Annotated in this window: 11 protein-coding genes; 1 reads left to right on the forward strand and 10 read right to left on the reverse strand. The window is 68.7% G+C overall.

The window, feature by feature from the left end:
* The first annotated feature begins 69 nt into the window (after positions 1 to 69).
* Positions 70 to 954, forward strand: a complete 885-nt coding sequence (locus KME78_RS10115; protein ID WP_219528528.1) for a sulfotransferase family protein — start codon at positions 70 to 72, stop codon at positions 952 to 954.
* On the opposite strand, the gene KME78_RS10120 is transcribed toward KME78_RS10115, so the two are convergent.
* From KME78_RS10120 to KME78_RS10165, 10 genes are all read right to left on the reverse strand, one after another.
* Positions 926 to 2,812 carry an ABC transporter ATP-binding protein gene (locus KME78_RS10120; protein ID WP_219528529.1) on the reverse strand — a complete coding sequence of 629 codons (1,887 nt, stop codon included), beginning with the start codon at positions 2,810 to 2,812 and terminating at the stop codon, positions 926 to 928. The two genes, KME78_RS10115 and KME78_RS10120, sit on opposite strands and share 29 nt — an antisense overlap.
* Before the next feature lie 83 nt (positions 2,813 to 2,895).
* A complete protein-coding gene (locus KME78_RS10125; RefSeq protein ID WP_219528530.1) occupies positions 2,896 to 3,717 on the reverse strand; it encodes an enoyl-CoA hydratase/isomerase family protein in 822 nt (273 codons plus the stop codon).
* A 120-nt stretch (positions 3,718 to 3,837) separates the two neighbouring features.
* Positions 3,838 to 4,053 carry a helix-turn-helix domain-containing protein gene (locus KME78_RS10130; RefSeq protein ID WP_020547488.1) on the reverse strand — a complete coding sequence of 72 codons (216 nt, stop codon included), beginning with the start codon at positions 4,051 to 4,053 and terminating at the stop codon, positions 3,838 to 3,840.
* A gap of 113 nt (positions 4,054 to 4,166) precedes the next feature.
* Positions 4,167 to 5,765 (reverse strand): ABC-F family ATP-binding cassette domain-containing protein, encoded by a 1,599-nt coding sequence (locus KME78_RS10135; RefSeq protein ID WP_219528531.1) that lies wholly within the window; start codon positions 5,763 to 5,765, stop codon positions 4,167 to 4,169.
* Between the two features lie 115 nt (positions 5,766 to 5,880).
* Positions 5,881 to 8,469: an exo-rhamnogalacturonan lyase family protein gene (locus KME78_RS10140; protein WP_219528532.1), complete on the reverse strand. Its 2,589-nt coding sequence runs from the start codon at positions 8,467 to 8,469 to the stop codon at positions 5,881 to 5,883.
* A complete protein-coding gene (locus tag KME78_RS10145) occupies positions 8,466 to 9,086 on the reverse strand; it encodes a rhamnogalacturonan acetylesterase (protein ID WP_219528533.1) in 621 nt (206 codons plus the stop codon). Before KME78_RS10145 ends, KME78_RS10140 begins: the two co-directional genes overlap by 4 nt.
* Positions 9,083 to 9,967: a carbohydrate ABC transporter permease gene (locus tag KME78_RS10150; protein WP_219528534.1), complete on the reverse strand. Its 885-nt coding sequence runs from the start codon at positions 9,965 to 9,967 to the stop codon at positions 9,083 to 9,085. The genes KME78_RS10145 and KME78_RS10150 overlap by 4 nt, the downstream gene beginning before the upstream one ends.
* 11 nt (positions 9,968 to 9,978) lie before the next feature.
* Positions 9,979 to 10,950, reverse strand: coding sequence for an ABC transporter permease (locus KME78_RS10155; protein WP_308126879.1), 972 nt, complete (start codon positions 10,948 to 10,950; stop codon positions 9,979 to 9,981).
* 55 nt (positions 10,951 to 11,005) lie between these two features.
* Entirely contained in the window at positions 11,006 to 12,436 is a 1,431-nt protein-coding gene (locus KME78_RS10160; RefSeq protein ID WP_246650881.1) for an extracellular solute-binding protein, read from the reverse strand.
* Positions 12,437 to 12,552: 116 nt separating this feature from the next.
* Complete coding sequence (locus KME78_RS10165) at positions 12,553 to 13,182, reverse strand: YesL family protein (protein ID WP_246650775.1); 630 nt, start codon at positions 13,180 to 13,182, stop codon at positions 12,553 to 12,555.
* Between the last annotated feature and the right edge of the window lie 90 nt (positions 13,183 to 13,272).

Raw genomic sequence — 13,272 nt, forward strand, 5'->3', positions numbered from 1 at the left:
CTTCTTGACGAGGACCGACACCGACGTTGGCTTTTTCACCCGCCAAACGGTGTCACACTTACCTCTCGTATGCGACTTCCGCCCCACATCCTCGTGGTCAACGGCATCAAGGTCCGCAGGCCGGTCTTCCTGCTCGGTGCTCCGCACTCCGGCGCGGACCTGCTCGCCCGCGCCCTGAAACGGTCCCCCGGCTTCCACGTGACGATGGGCCGGGCGTCCGTCGCGCACGTGCTCTACGCCTTCGCCCGCAAGCCGTCGATCGGCCAGACGTCGGGGGCCGTACGCGTGCTGCGCGACGCGCTCGCCGAGTCGTGGCAGGTGCTGCCCCGATCGTGCGGCCAGTGCTCCGAGCCGTGCCGGGAGGCCGGCGGCGTCACGAGCATGGGCCCGTGCGTGGCGACGAGCGAGGTGACCAGGTTCGGCGACGGCAGCCCTGACCTGATCTACAGCGCTCCCGTGCTGCTCCAGGCCTTCCCCGACGCCCGGTTCGTGCAGCTCATCCGCGACGGCCGCGACGTGGTCGCCGACATGCTCGACGATCCGGCCTGCCTGGCCTGGTTCAAGCCGGTGATGCTGTCGGAGGAGACCGAGTTCCCCAACCCCTTCCTCGGTGTCAACCGCGACGAGCACCGCGACCGGTGGAAGGGCATGCCCGCCGCGGGCAAGAGCGCCCTGCGCTGGCGCAGCGCCGTACGCCTCAGCGCCACGCTGCGCCAGGAACTGCCCGCCGGTCAACTGCTCACGCTGCGCTACGAGGACCTCGTGCGGAAGCCGGCGGAGCCGGTGGCGGCGCTGACGGAGTTCCTGGAGACGCGCGTGTCCAAGATCGGCTTGTACGCCCCGCGCGTCTCCGAGGTCGGCTCGTGGCGCACCCGCCTGCGGCCCGGCGACCTCACGCTGGTGGAGAAGGTCGCCAGGCAGGAGCTCACGCGACTGGGCTACCTGAAGCGCTGAACTGGGTGCGGTAGAGCTCGGCGTAGAGCCCGCCGCGCGCCAGCAGCTCCTCATGGCCGCCCCGCTCGGCGATGCGGCCGTCCTGCACGACGAGGATCTCGTCGGCCTCCCTGATCGTCGACAGCCGGTGCGCGATCACCAGTGAGGTGCGGCCGGCCAGCGCGGTCTTCAGCGCCTGCTGCACGGCCGCCTCCGACTCCGAGTCGAGGTGCGCGGTGGCCTCGTCGAGCACCACCACGCGCGGCGCCTTCAGCAGCAGCCTGGCCAGCGCCAGCCGCTGCTTCTCGCCGCCGGACAGCCGGTAGCCGCGGTCGCCCACGACGGTGTCCAGCCCGTCGGGCAGCGCCTCGATGAGCTCGCCTATCTGCGCGGCCCTGAGAGCGTCCCAGATCTCCTCGTCACTCGCCTCTGGCCTGGCGTAACGGAGGTTGGCCCCGATCGTGTCATGGAAGAGATGAGCGTCCTGCATGACCACTCCCACGGTGTCACGCAGCGAGGCGAGCGTGGCGTCGCGCACGTCGAGCCCGTTGATCCGGACCGCGCCCTCGTTGACGTCGTAGAGCCGCGAGACCAGTGAGGTGATCGTGGTCTTGCCCGCCCCCGAGGGGCCGACCAGGGCGATGAGCCGGCCGGGGCCGGCCGTGAACGACACGCCGCGCAGCACCGGCTGGGACGGGCCCGTGTCCTGCCTGGCCACCGACTCCAGCGAGGCCAGCGACACCTCCTCGGCCGCCGGGTAGCGGAAGTGGACGCCGTCGAAGTCGATCGTCACCGGCCCGTCCGGCAGCGGCTTCGCCTCGGGTTTCTCCGCCACCATGGGCTTGAGGTCGAGGATCTCGAAGACCCGGTCGAAGCTGACGAGCGCGGTCATCACGTCCACCTGCACGTTGGACAGCGAGGTGAGGGGGCCGTACAGCCGCATCAGCAGCGCGGCCAGGGCCACCAGCGTGCCCAGCTCGAAGGCGCCGCCGACGGCCAGCACGCCGCCGATGCCGTAGACCAGCGCGGTGGCCAGCGCCGCGACCAGGCCGAGCGCCACCCGGAACACCGTGCCGTACATCCCGACCGTCACGCCCACGTCGCGCACCCGGGCGGCGCGGGCGCCATAGACGGCGGCGTCGTCCTCGGGCCGGCCGTACAGCTTGGCCACCATCGCGCCCGCCACGTTGAAGCGCTCGGTCGTGACCGAGCTCATCTCGGCGTCGAGCTGCATCTGCTCGCGGGTCAGCGCGGACATGCGCCGCCCGACCCACTTGGCGGGCACGATGAAGATCGGCAGCAGCACCAGCGCGACCAGCGTCACCTGCCACGACAGCGCCAGCATCGCGCCCAGCACCAGGATCAGGCTGATCACGTTGCTGACGACCGACGACAGCGTGCTGGTCACGGCCCGCTGGGCGCCGATCACGTCGCTGTTGAGCCGGCTGACCAGCGCGCCGGTCTGCGCGCGCATGAAGAAGGCGACCGGCATGCGCTGCACGTGGTCGAACACCTCGGTGCGCAGGTCGTAGATCAGCCCTTCGCCGATGCGCGCGGAGAACCAGCGCTGCACGAGCGTGAGACCCGCGTCGACCAGCGCGAGCGCGGCGATCGCCACGGCCAGGCCGACCACGACGCCGCTCTTCCTGGGCAGGATGCCGTCGTCGATGATCGCCTTCATCAGCAGCGGGTTGGCGATCACGATGACCGCGCCCGCTATCACCAGCAGCAGGAACGCGGTGATCTGCCCGGTATATGGCCGTGCGTAGCGCGCGATGCGCCGGACCGTGCCGGGTGTGAGCCGCTGCTTGGTCACGGAGCCGTCGCGCCGCAGCGACGACCACACCTGGGGGCCGAAGCCCCCTCCCATCATCGCCATTGGGGGATCCTCCTCCCCCGCCTCAGCGTTGGAGGAGGCCGGGCGATTCCCGGGTCAGCTCAGCGCGTAAAACCCAGCGCGGCTCAGCCGAACAGCGCCTTGAGGCGCTGGGCCTGCTCGGCCCCTTCCGCCGCGCTCTGCTCCTCCAGGGTGCGCGCCCGCGCCCCCTGGAGGAGTCGCTTCGTCGCCGCCGCCGCGTCCCGGTTGGTCGACAGCAGCTCCGCGATCTTGTCTTGTACGGCGCCCGCCAGGTCGCCCGGTGCGACCACGCGTTCGGCGAGGCCGATGCGCATGGCCTCGTCGGCCAGGACGGTCCTGGCGGTCAGGCAGATGTCGATCGCCTTGGCCAGGCCCACCAGCTCGACCAGTGGCTTGGTGCCGGTCAGATCGGGCACCAGCCCCATGGCGGGCTCTTTCATGCAGAACTTGACGTCGTCGGCCACGATGCGCAGGTCGCAGGCGAGCGCGAGCTGGAATCCCGCGCCGATCGCGTGCCCGTGCACAGCCGCGATGGAGACGATCTCTGGTCGGCGAAGCCAAAGGAATCCCTGTTGGAATGTCCTGATGCGCTGCTCGAACGCTGTGGTGTCGAGTCGTGCCGCCGAGCTGAACGAGCCCTGTCCGGGCACTCCCTCAGGCGTGAACATTTGCAGGTCGATACCTGCCGAGAAGGACGGTCCCTCACCTTTCACGACGACGATGCGCACCTGCTCAGGCAGGTTGCCCCCGATGTCAGCCAGTGCCGCCCAGGTCGCGAACGTCTGTGCGTTGCGCTTGCTGGGCCGATCCAGCGCGATCGTCGCGATCTCACCGTCCACCTCGAAACGGAGTCCGATCTCTGCCAGCCTCTCAGCAGAGACTTCCTCCGCGTACCCCCCGCGCTGTGGCGCCTTCGCTTCCGCCATCGCCCGCTCCCTCATTCGCCTTAGCCGTCGCGCCCGAGCCTATAGAATATGATTCTGGCTCGGGCGCGACGGCGGCTGACTTGGGACGAGCGGCTGCGGTCGCACGTTCCGAGGCAACCGTCAGCGCTTGGACTTGCCTCGAGTCGCTCCTCCGCGCCCGCGCAGAGTCACGCCGGACTCGCTCAGGATGCGGTGGATGAACCCGTATGACCGACCGGTCGAAGCGGCCAGGGCGCGGATGCTCTCGCCCGCGGCGTAGCGCTTCTTAAGATCGCCGGCCAGTTTCTCACGATCGGCCCCGGTGACCCGGGTGCCCTTCTTCAGTGTCTCGGCCACGAGTACCTCCTGTAGTGCCGGACTTCCGCAGCGTTACTCCGCCATGATCAGTCATTTCAGCGGGATCGGCTACCTACTCCACGGGAAAAGATCCGTACCCACCCAAATTAAGATCAGGCAAGTGCCACAAGATCGGAAAATTCTTCGCTCCATGCGTCTTCAGTTCCGTCTGGTAGCAAGATCACCCTATCCGGTGACAAGGCGTCAACGGCACCCTCGTCATGGGTGACCAGGACGATTGCTCCTGAATACGACCTCAGAGCGTTCAGAACTTGCTCGCGGCTGACTGGATCTAGGTTGTTCGTGGGCTCATCGAGCAGAAGTACGTTCGCACTCGAGAGGACCAGCATGGCCAGTGCCAGCCGGGTCTTCTCGCCGCCGGACAGCACGCCCGCCGGCTTGTCGGCGTCGTCGCCGGAGAACAGGAACGAGCCGAGCACCTTGCGCAGATCGGTGTCGGTGAACTCGCCACCGGCCGAGCGCATGTTCTCCAGGAGGGTCCTGTCGCTGTCGAGGGTCTCGTGCTCCTGGGCGTAATAGCCGACCTTGAGGCCGTGGCCGGGCCTGATCTCGCCGCTGTCGGGCTGTTCGACCCCGCCCAGCAGCCGCAGCAGCGTGGTCTTGCCCGCGCCGTTGAGCCCGAGGATCACGACTCGGTGACCTCGGTCGATGGCCACGTCGACGTCGGTGAAGACCTCGAGCGAGCCGTACGTCTTGGACAGGCCCGCACCCGTCAGCGGCGTGCGCCCGCAGGGCAGCGGGTCGGGGAAGCGCAGCTTGGCGACCTTGTCGCTCTGGCGCTCCTCCTCCGTGCCGGCCAGCAACCGGTGCGCTCGGCGCATCATGTCCTGGGCGGCCTTGGCCTTGGTGGCCTTGGCCCGCATCTTGTCGGCCTGCGAGAGCAGCGCGCCCGCCTGCTTCTCGGCGTTGGCCCGCTCGCGCTTCCTGCGCTTCTCGTCGGTCTCGCGCTGCGCCAGATAGGCCTTCCAGCCGACGTTGTAGTGGTCGATCACACTGCGGTTGGCGTCGAGGTGCAGCACCTTGTTGACCGTCGCTTCAAGAAGGCCCACGTCGTGACTGATGATCACCAAGCCGCCCTGATGGGATCGCAAAAAATCACGAAGCCACCCGATTGAGTCCGCATCTAGGTGGTTTGTCGGCTCGTCGAGAAGGAGAGTTTCCGCTCCACTGAAAAGAATGCGCGCCAATTCCACGCGTCTTCGCTGACCGCCTGAAAGCGTTTTCAGTGGCTGCCCGAGCACCCGGTCGGGCAGGCCGAGACTGGAGGCGATGGATGCGGCCTCGGACTCGGCCGCGTAACCGCCGAGCACGTGCATCTGGTCTTCGAGCTTGCCGTACTGCCGCACGGCCTTGTCGCGGGTGCGCACGTCGGCGGAGGACATGCCGAGCTCGGCCGCGCGCAGTTTGCGCAGCACCTCGTCGAGCCCGCGCGCCGACAGGATGCGGTCGCGGGCGAGCACCTCCAGGTCGCCGGTGCGCGGGTCCTGCGGCAGATAGCCGACGGCGCCGCTGGTGGTGACGGTGCCGCCGGCGGGCAGCCCCTCACCGGCCAGCACCTTGGTCAGCGTGGTCTTGCCCGCGCCGTTGCGGCCGACGAGGCCGATCTTGTCGCCGGGGTTGACCCGGAAGGAGGCGTTCTCTATGAGCAGGCGCGCGCCCGCGCGCAGCTCGATGTCACTGGCGATGATCATGGTTGACGGAACACTCCCGAGCTAGGGGTAAGAAGAGTTGGGCGTGGCGACGCCGGTCAATCGGGAGTGTGCATACAGATCAGTGTAGGGCCCCCGCCGGGAGCCCCACCTCTGCTCAATCCGTCGCCAAGTGGCCGCCGATCAGCGCCAGGTTCTGGATCGCGGCCAGGCCGTACTGGGCGGCGTCGTTGGTGGAGACGAACGGCGCCTCCAGGACGTGCGCCAGGACGTGCGGCCCCTCGACGCGGGTGAGGCGCCAGTCCGGCTCGCGCTGCAGGGGGTTGCTGTTGAGCTGGTCGCCCTCGTCGAGGAAGAACTTGCGCCAGGCCAGAGCGGCCAGCCCGGCGTCGCCCGAGCGGGCGGCGGCGTACGCGGTGAGGCGGCTGTGCGCCTGCACCAGCGAGATGCCGCTCAGCGGCCGGCCCACCTCGGCGGCCTGCCGCTCGGCGGGGGCGAGGTAGAGCCGGCAGTAGTCCAGCCAGGCCCGCTCGAACCCGGGCACGTCCAGGCCGAGCGAGATGAGCTCGGAACACATCTCGGGCAGCCCGAAGACCGACGACAGGTGGGAGACGGAGATCTGGTCGCGGGAGGTGTCGAACCGGCCTGTGGCCAGGTCGAGGCGGGCCTCGCCGGTCAGGAACCCCTGGGGCAGCGCGCCGATGCCGGCCATCGTGCCCAGCAGCCTGTCCTTGGCGTGCTCGTCGCCGTGGCGCTCCCACCGGGTGAGCCAGGCCGCCACGAGCGAACCCCAGTCGGTGCCGAGCCCGACCGCCAGCGCGGACGGGTCCGGGGTGTAGACGTCCTGGCGCACCTTGCGCGTGGGGTCGATCGCCAGGAACGTCTCCTCGGGCCTGGCCAGCTCGTCGAGCAGGTCGCCGGTGCGCTCGTCGGCGGTCAGGTAGTAGAAGAAGCGCCGGTAGGCGGCGTTGGAGATGCGCAACTGCTTGGCGCTGCATCCCCAGTGCTGCACGTTGTGCCTGGTGCCCAGGCCCTTCCAGCGGCCGAGGTGATAGACGTCGACCTCGCCGGTGTGGCGGGTCATGGCCTCGGCGAAGCGGAAGACGTCGGCCCGTCCCGTGCGCAGATACTGGTACCAGAGCCACAGGTCGGGCGAGAGCTCGGAGTTGTCCCACGCGTAGCCGCCGACGTCGTAGCGCCAGGTGTGCCGGTCGGCGTCGTAGGTGTGCATCACGTCGCCGTAGTCCCAGAACCCGTACCACCTGCGCTGCTCCCGCTCACGCCGGTAGAAGTCGAACAGCAGGTCCAGCCGGTCCTCGATCGCCGCATGGGCGGGCGTGGAGCGGTCGGGCAGCGCCCAGTCGCCGAACACGCCCGCCTCGCGGAGGCGTTCCGGGGCGGCGGTCAGCAGCGCCGGCTCGTTCATCGCGGCCGCGTGCCCGGCCAGGGCCGCCGACGACGGCGTGGCGTCGTGGACGCGCAGCGTGAGTTCGTGGGTACGGGCGATGCCGTGGGCGTCGCCGAAGCCCGGCTCGTAGTCCTCGTAGGTGATCTCCAGGCCCTCCAGCTGCTCGGCGAAGGTGTCCTGGCCCATGCCGTCGTGGTAGAAGCGCAGGTCCATGGCGGGCGCGGAGGGCGACCAGAGCCAGACGGTCGCGGTGGCCAGGGCGGTGGCGGCGCCCCTGACGTCGAGCCGGGTCGGGTGCAGCCGCCAGAAGTCGCGCAGGCCGAAGCCGAGACCGCCGCTCGCGCCGCCGAGGTAGCCGTACCCGGCCGAGCGGGTGCCCGACGGGACGGTCACCCAGGCGTGGCCGTCGGCGGCGCGTTTGCGCAGGGTGAAGCCGTCGGCCGAGGTCTGGTCGAGGGTGTAGTCGTTCCAGGCGGGGATGAGGTGCAGGCGGCCCGCCACCTCGGGGTTGCCGATCGGGCCGCACGGCCGGCCCTCGACCTGGGCCCGCCGTACGGCCTCCCCCGGGTCGCGGCGCAGCCCGGTCAGCCCGCGGACCGCCTCGGTGAGGAAGCCGTCCTGCCCGGCCAGCCGCACGTGGCGGTCGTGGAGCTCGTCGCGCATGACCACGTCGGCGCGCAGGCCGAGCCCGGCCAGGAAGTCCCGCTCGGGGTCGCCGTCCCAGACGAACGTGTGCATGACGCGCACGTCCTCGGCGCCCGCGTAGAAGTACAGGCGGACGGTGAACGGCAGCCGGCCGCCGTGGTCGCCCGCCAGGCGGATCACGGCCCGGACGGGGCCGTCCTGCTCGACGGTGACCTCGCGGACGATGCCCGTGGCCTGCTCGCGGGTGACGGTGCCGGCGTCGTCGGGGGTGGGGCCGTCCTGGTGGAGGCTGATCAGGCGGACGTTCCTGGCGATCTCGCGGGAGCCGTGGGAGACGGAGCGGGCCAGCGTGTCGCCCGTCTCCTCGATCGTCCAGGTGACGGGGCCCGTGCTCACCCGCAGCACGCCGTCCTCGCGGACGACGGTGACGGGCCGCTCCGGCACGGCAGGCTGCTGTCCCGTGGTGAGTTCGTACGACGCGGCGGGGTCGGCCTGCGGTCCGATCGCGTGCGCCGACCACTTGACCGACCCGTCCGGCCAGGTGGCGGTCACCCAGCTCTGCACCGGCACCGCGCGCCCCTCGAGATCGGCCAGCGCGAACCCGGCCGCGCCCTCCACCGCGCCGCGCCGCCACGGCACCCCCCAGGTCACGCCCTGGTCCGCGGGCCGGTCCAGCCAGTTCAGCGTCGTCAAAAGATCTCCTTGAGTCGCCCGGCGACCAGCACCGCCACCGCGTCGGCGCCGCGGAAGCAGAAGTGGGTGTCGTCGGCCACGCCCTCGGGGTACAGCGGGTGCTCGCCGGGCGCGAAATGGGTGAACAGGGCCTTGGAGCCCTCGGGTCCGAGGCGCTCGTACAGCTCGGTGGTCGCGGCGGTCAGGTCGATCAGCGGCAGACCCTCGGCCGCCGCCAGCTCGCGCACCTGGCCGGGATGGCCGCCATGGGTCGGCACCAGCCGGTCGCCGTCGAACCTGCGCCGCTGCACCGGCGTGCACAGCACCGGCAGCGCGCCCGCCTGCCGCGCCTCCTCGGCGAAGAGGCGGAGATTCTCCTGGTACGGCAGGCCGGGTTCCTTCTGGTCGTTGTGCCCGAACTGCAGGACCACCACGTCACCAGGTGTGATCTCCAGCAGCAGCGCCGCCCACAGCCCCTCGGCCCGGTGGCTGGCGGTGGTCGCGCCGCCCTTGGCGAAGTTGCGCACCGGGCCGCCGGTGTGGGCCGCGAGCTGCGCGCCCCACCCCGACATGGGCGCCTCGGCCGCCGGGCAGGAGGCGACGGTCGAGTCACCCGCCAGCAGGACCGTACGGGTCACTCCTTGACCGACCCGAGCAGCACACCCTTGGAGAAGTGCTTCTGCAGGAACGGGTAGAACAGCAGGATCGGCAGCGTCGCGATGACGACCACCGCGAACTTCAGTCCCTGGGTGGGGAAGAACACCGACTCCAGCATGGCCATCGCGTTCTGGGCGTCGGGGCTGGTCAGCTGCCTGACGAGCACCTGGAGCGTCCACTTCTTGGAGTCGTCGATGTACAGCAGCGGCGACATGTAGTCGTTCCAGATGCCCACCGCGTAGAACAGGGAGAACGTCGCGATGATCGGCTTCGAGAGCGGCAGCACGATCTTGAAGAAGACGCCCATCTCGTTGCAGCCGTCGATGCGCGCCGCCTCCTCCAGCGCCTGCGGCAGCTCCTGGAAGAAGCTCTTCACGATGATCAGGTAGAAGGGGTTGATCGCCAGCGGCAGGATCAGCGCCCAGTAGCTGTCGAGCATCCCCAGGTCCCGCACCACCAGGTAGGTGGGGATCATGCCGCCGGTGAAGACGAGCGTGAAGATGACCAGGTTCAGGACCAGCGTCCGTCCCGGCAGGTACCGCTTGGCCAGGGGGTAGGCCATCGTGAACGTCAGCAGCACCTGCACCACCGTGCCCACCGCCGTCACGCAGATCGTGGTGAGCAGCGCCCGGACGAACGTGCCCGAGTCGAAGATGTACTCATAGGTGGTGGTGACGAACTTCTCCGGCCACAGGAAGAACGGCCGTGAGGCGATCTCCGCCTCCGAGGCGAACGACCCGGCCAGCACGTACAGCAGGGGCAGGATCGTGATCAGCGCCAGGAACAGCAGCACGGCGATGTTGAGCACGTCGAACACGCGGCTGCCGAGCGTGTGCTGGTGTGTGGGCGACTGGTTGGGCATTCAAGCGCTCCTTAGAACAGTCCACGCTGGCCGAGGCGCTTGGCCAGCCAGTTGGAGCCGAAGATCAGGAGGACGCCCACCAGACCCTTGAACAGGCCGACGGCCGTGGAGTAGCTGAAGGCGCCCTGGGTGATGCCCATGTAGTAGACGAAGGTGTCGAACACGTCCGCCGCCGAGCGGTTCAGCGCGCCGGTCATCAGCCAGATCTGCTCGAAACCGGTGTCGAGCAGGTGACCCGACGTCAGGACGGCCATCACCACGATCGTGGGCCGGATGGCGGGCAGCGTGACGTGCCAGAACTGCCGGAAGCGCCCGGCGCCGTCCATGCGGGCCGCCTCGTACAGGTCGGTGTTCACACCCGCCAGCGCGGCCAGGTAGATGATCGTGCCCCAGCCGGTCTGCTTCCACAGCAGCTGGAAGACGATGATCGGCCGGAACCAGTCGGGCTGGGCCACGTAGTCGATCTTCTTGCCGCCGAGCATCTCGTGGAAGAAGGTGGCGATCACCCCGAAGTCCACGGAGAACAGCAGGTACGTCAGCGAGGCGACGATCGTCCAGGAGAGGAAGTGCGGGATGTAGACCAGCGACTGGATCGACCGCTTGAGCACGCTGTGCCGCAGCTCGTTCAGCATGAGCGCGACGATGATCGGCGCGGGGAAGACGAAGACCGCCGTCAGCAGCGCCAGCATGAGCGTGTTGAACATCAGGCGGCCGAAGTCCGGCCCGTTGAACAGCTCCTCGAAGTGCTTGAAGCCGACCCACGGGCTGCCGGAGTAGCCGAGGAACGGCAGGAAGTCCTGGAAGGCGATGGTCACGCCGTACATCGGCAGGTACTTGAAGACGATGAAGTACGCGAGACCGGGCAGCAGCATCAGGTACAGCCAGCGGTAACGCAGCACGGCGGTGCGGAACGTCAGCCTCTCGCGGCGGCGCCCGGGTTTGGTGGCCGCCTTCGTGGGAGGCGGCGCCAGGTCGGTGGCCACAGCCACCTCCTTTCACAGAAGGGGCCCGGGAATGTCCCGGGCCCCTCGGGCGAGGTCAGTTGCCGAGCTTGGAGACCAGGTCGTTGGTCTCAGCGGCGATCTGTGTGCCGCCGTTGTCGTACCAGCGCTTGATCTCGGCCTTCAGCCCCGCCTCGTCGATCGCGCCGGAGATGAACTTGATCCGGGCGTCGGTGATGATCGGGTCGAGGGTCTGGCCCTTGGCGATGGTGGTGGGCGCCATGACCGCGAGCGCCGGGTTGTGCACGGCGGTCTTCAGGTCCTCCTCGGCCAGCTTGTTGCGCAGCGTGACCTGGTCCTGGTGCGGCTTGTCCGGGTAGATGTCCGGGTAGGCGCCGAGGCCGACGCTGGCGGTGGTGCCGAGCTGGATGAACGCCTTGTCCACGTCCTGCTGGATCTGCTTGACCTTGGGGTCGTCCTGGCTGATGCGGACGGCGCCGCCGTCCTGGACCTTGAAGTTGCGGCCCTCGAGCCCGTTGCTCAGCAGGACCCCGCCCTCCTTGGAGGCCATCTTGTCCAGGACCGTCAGCACCTCGTCGAGCTGCTGCTCGGTCTGCACGCTCTGCCTCGGGACGGCGATGACGCCGTTGTAGCCGGTGAAGGGGTAGGAGAACTTCTTGCCGTCGGAGCGCTTGAGGTTGCCGACCGTGAGGACCTTGTCGAAGTCGTTGGGGTCCTTCTCCTTGAGCAGGTCGAGGAGGTTGGTGCCGCGGACGTTGACGTCGATGATCATGCCGCCCTTGCCCTGGACGAACGGGTCGTTCCACTTGGCCGAGTCGAGGGTGGCGTAGTCGGGGTTGACCAGGCCCTCATCGACCATCTTCTTGACGAACTTGTTCGCCTCGACGAACTCAGGGGTGTCGAAGCCGGGGACGAGCTTGCCGTCCCGCTCACCCCAGATGTTCGGGGCGCCGAACCAGGTCTCGATCACGTCGTACGGGCTGGCGCTGCCGTACTGGGGAGACGGCCACTTGGGGATGATCAGGCCGTAGGTGTCCTTCTTGCCGTTGCCGTCAGGGTCCTTCTCGGTGAACGCCTTGGCGATGTCGTAGAGGTCATCGACGGTCTCAGGCGTCTTCAGCTTGAGCTTGTCCATCCACTGCTTGTTGATCACGACGGCCGAACGGAGCAGGGGACGGATCCGGTAGAGGCCGTAGATCTTGCCGTTGGTGGAGGAGTTCCGGACCGTCCGCGCGTCCCGGTTCTTCAGGTTCGGATACTTGTCCAGCTTGTCAGTCAGGTCCCAGAACGCCCCGGCCTGGGCGGCGCGGACGAACGACGAGGTCTTGTCGCCCTGGATGACCATGATCTGCGGCATCTTGTCCGAGGCCAGCGTGACGTTGGTCTTGTCGTTGTAGTCGGCGTTGGGCACCCAGGTGATCTGGAGCTTCTTGCCGACCAGCTTCTCGACCGCCTGCTGCATCTCGCCCTTGGGGTCGGGGGCCGTACCGAACAGCGGGACCATCATGGTCACCGTGCTGCTGTCGGTCTCACTCCCCCCGCCGCCGCTGGAGCATGCCGACGCGAGAAGAGCAGCCGTTAGCGTCAACACACCGGCGGTCAGCCGGCGTCGACGAGATGCGCTCATGAGTTCCCTTTCGAATGCAGGCGAGCCTCGTTCTCCTCGAAGAAACGCAGGCAGAGCCACGTGTTGAGATAGATCCACGCACCGATGCTGATCACCGCTGCGAGGACGGGCGCCACCGAGGTCACGAAGGCGATGGCCGCGAGCGCGAACAGCAGCAGCACTGAGGAGGCGGGTCGAGTTAGCGCTAACAGCGAGGCTTTGGGAATATAGGCCCAGAGCGGCAGGTCGTAGTGCGCGTAGAGCGGCCCGAGATAGGCCCCCACCCCGGCCAGCACCACCAGCGCCAGGAAGGTCGCGATCCGCAACGCTCCCGAGCCGGGCCCGAGAGCGGAGAAGTACAGGTAGTTGCCCACGAGGACGGTGGCGAGCACCGCCACCGGAAGGATCAGCAGCGAGGCGCGGACGAACTCCCGTCGGTAGACGGTCCAGAATTCGGTCCAGGCCTGAATCGATTCACCGCGAGCATGCCGCCGAGCCAGCGTGTAGGCGGCTACGGTGGCGGGCCCTAGGCCCAGGATCACGCCACCCGCGAGGGTGAACAGGATCCACAGGAGGTTCAGGCGAGCCGCCCAGATGAGCTCTGAGCAGGCAGCTTGAATCCTGATCGACGTGGCGGGATGGTTCATCCGGCACCACCTTCTCGTGGCGTGTGCGCGGACACGGGGGTGGAGTGTTGCGCCGCCGTTCCTTGCCCGTTTCGCACGAGTGAACGGCGG

The sequence above is a fragment of the Nonomuraea guangzhouensis genome, from assembly GCF_019396345.1.
GTDB classification, from domain to species: domain Bacteria; phylum Actinomycetota; class Actinomycetes; order Streptosporangiales; family Streptosporangiaceae; genus Nonomuraea; species Nonomuraea guangzhouensis.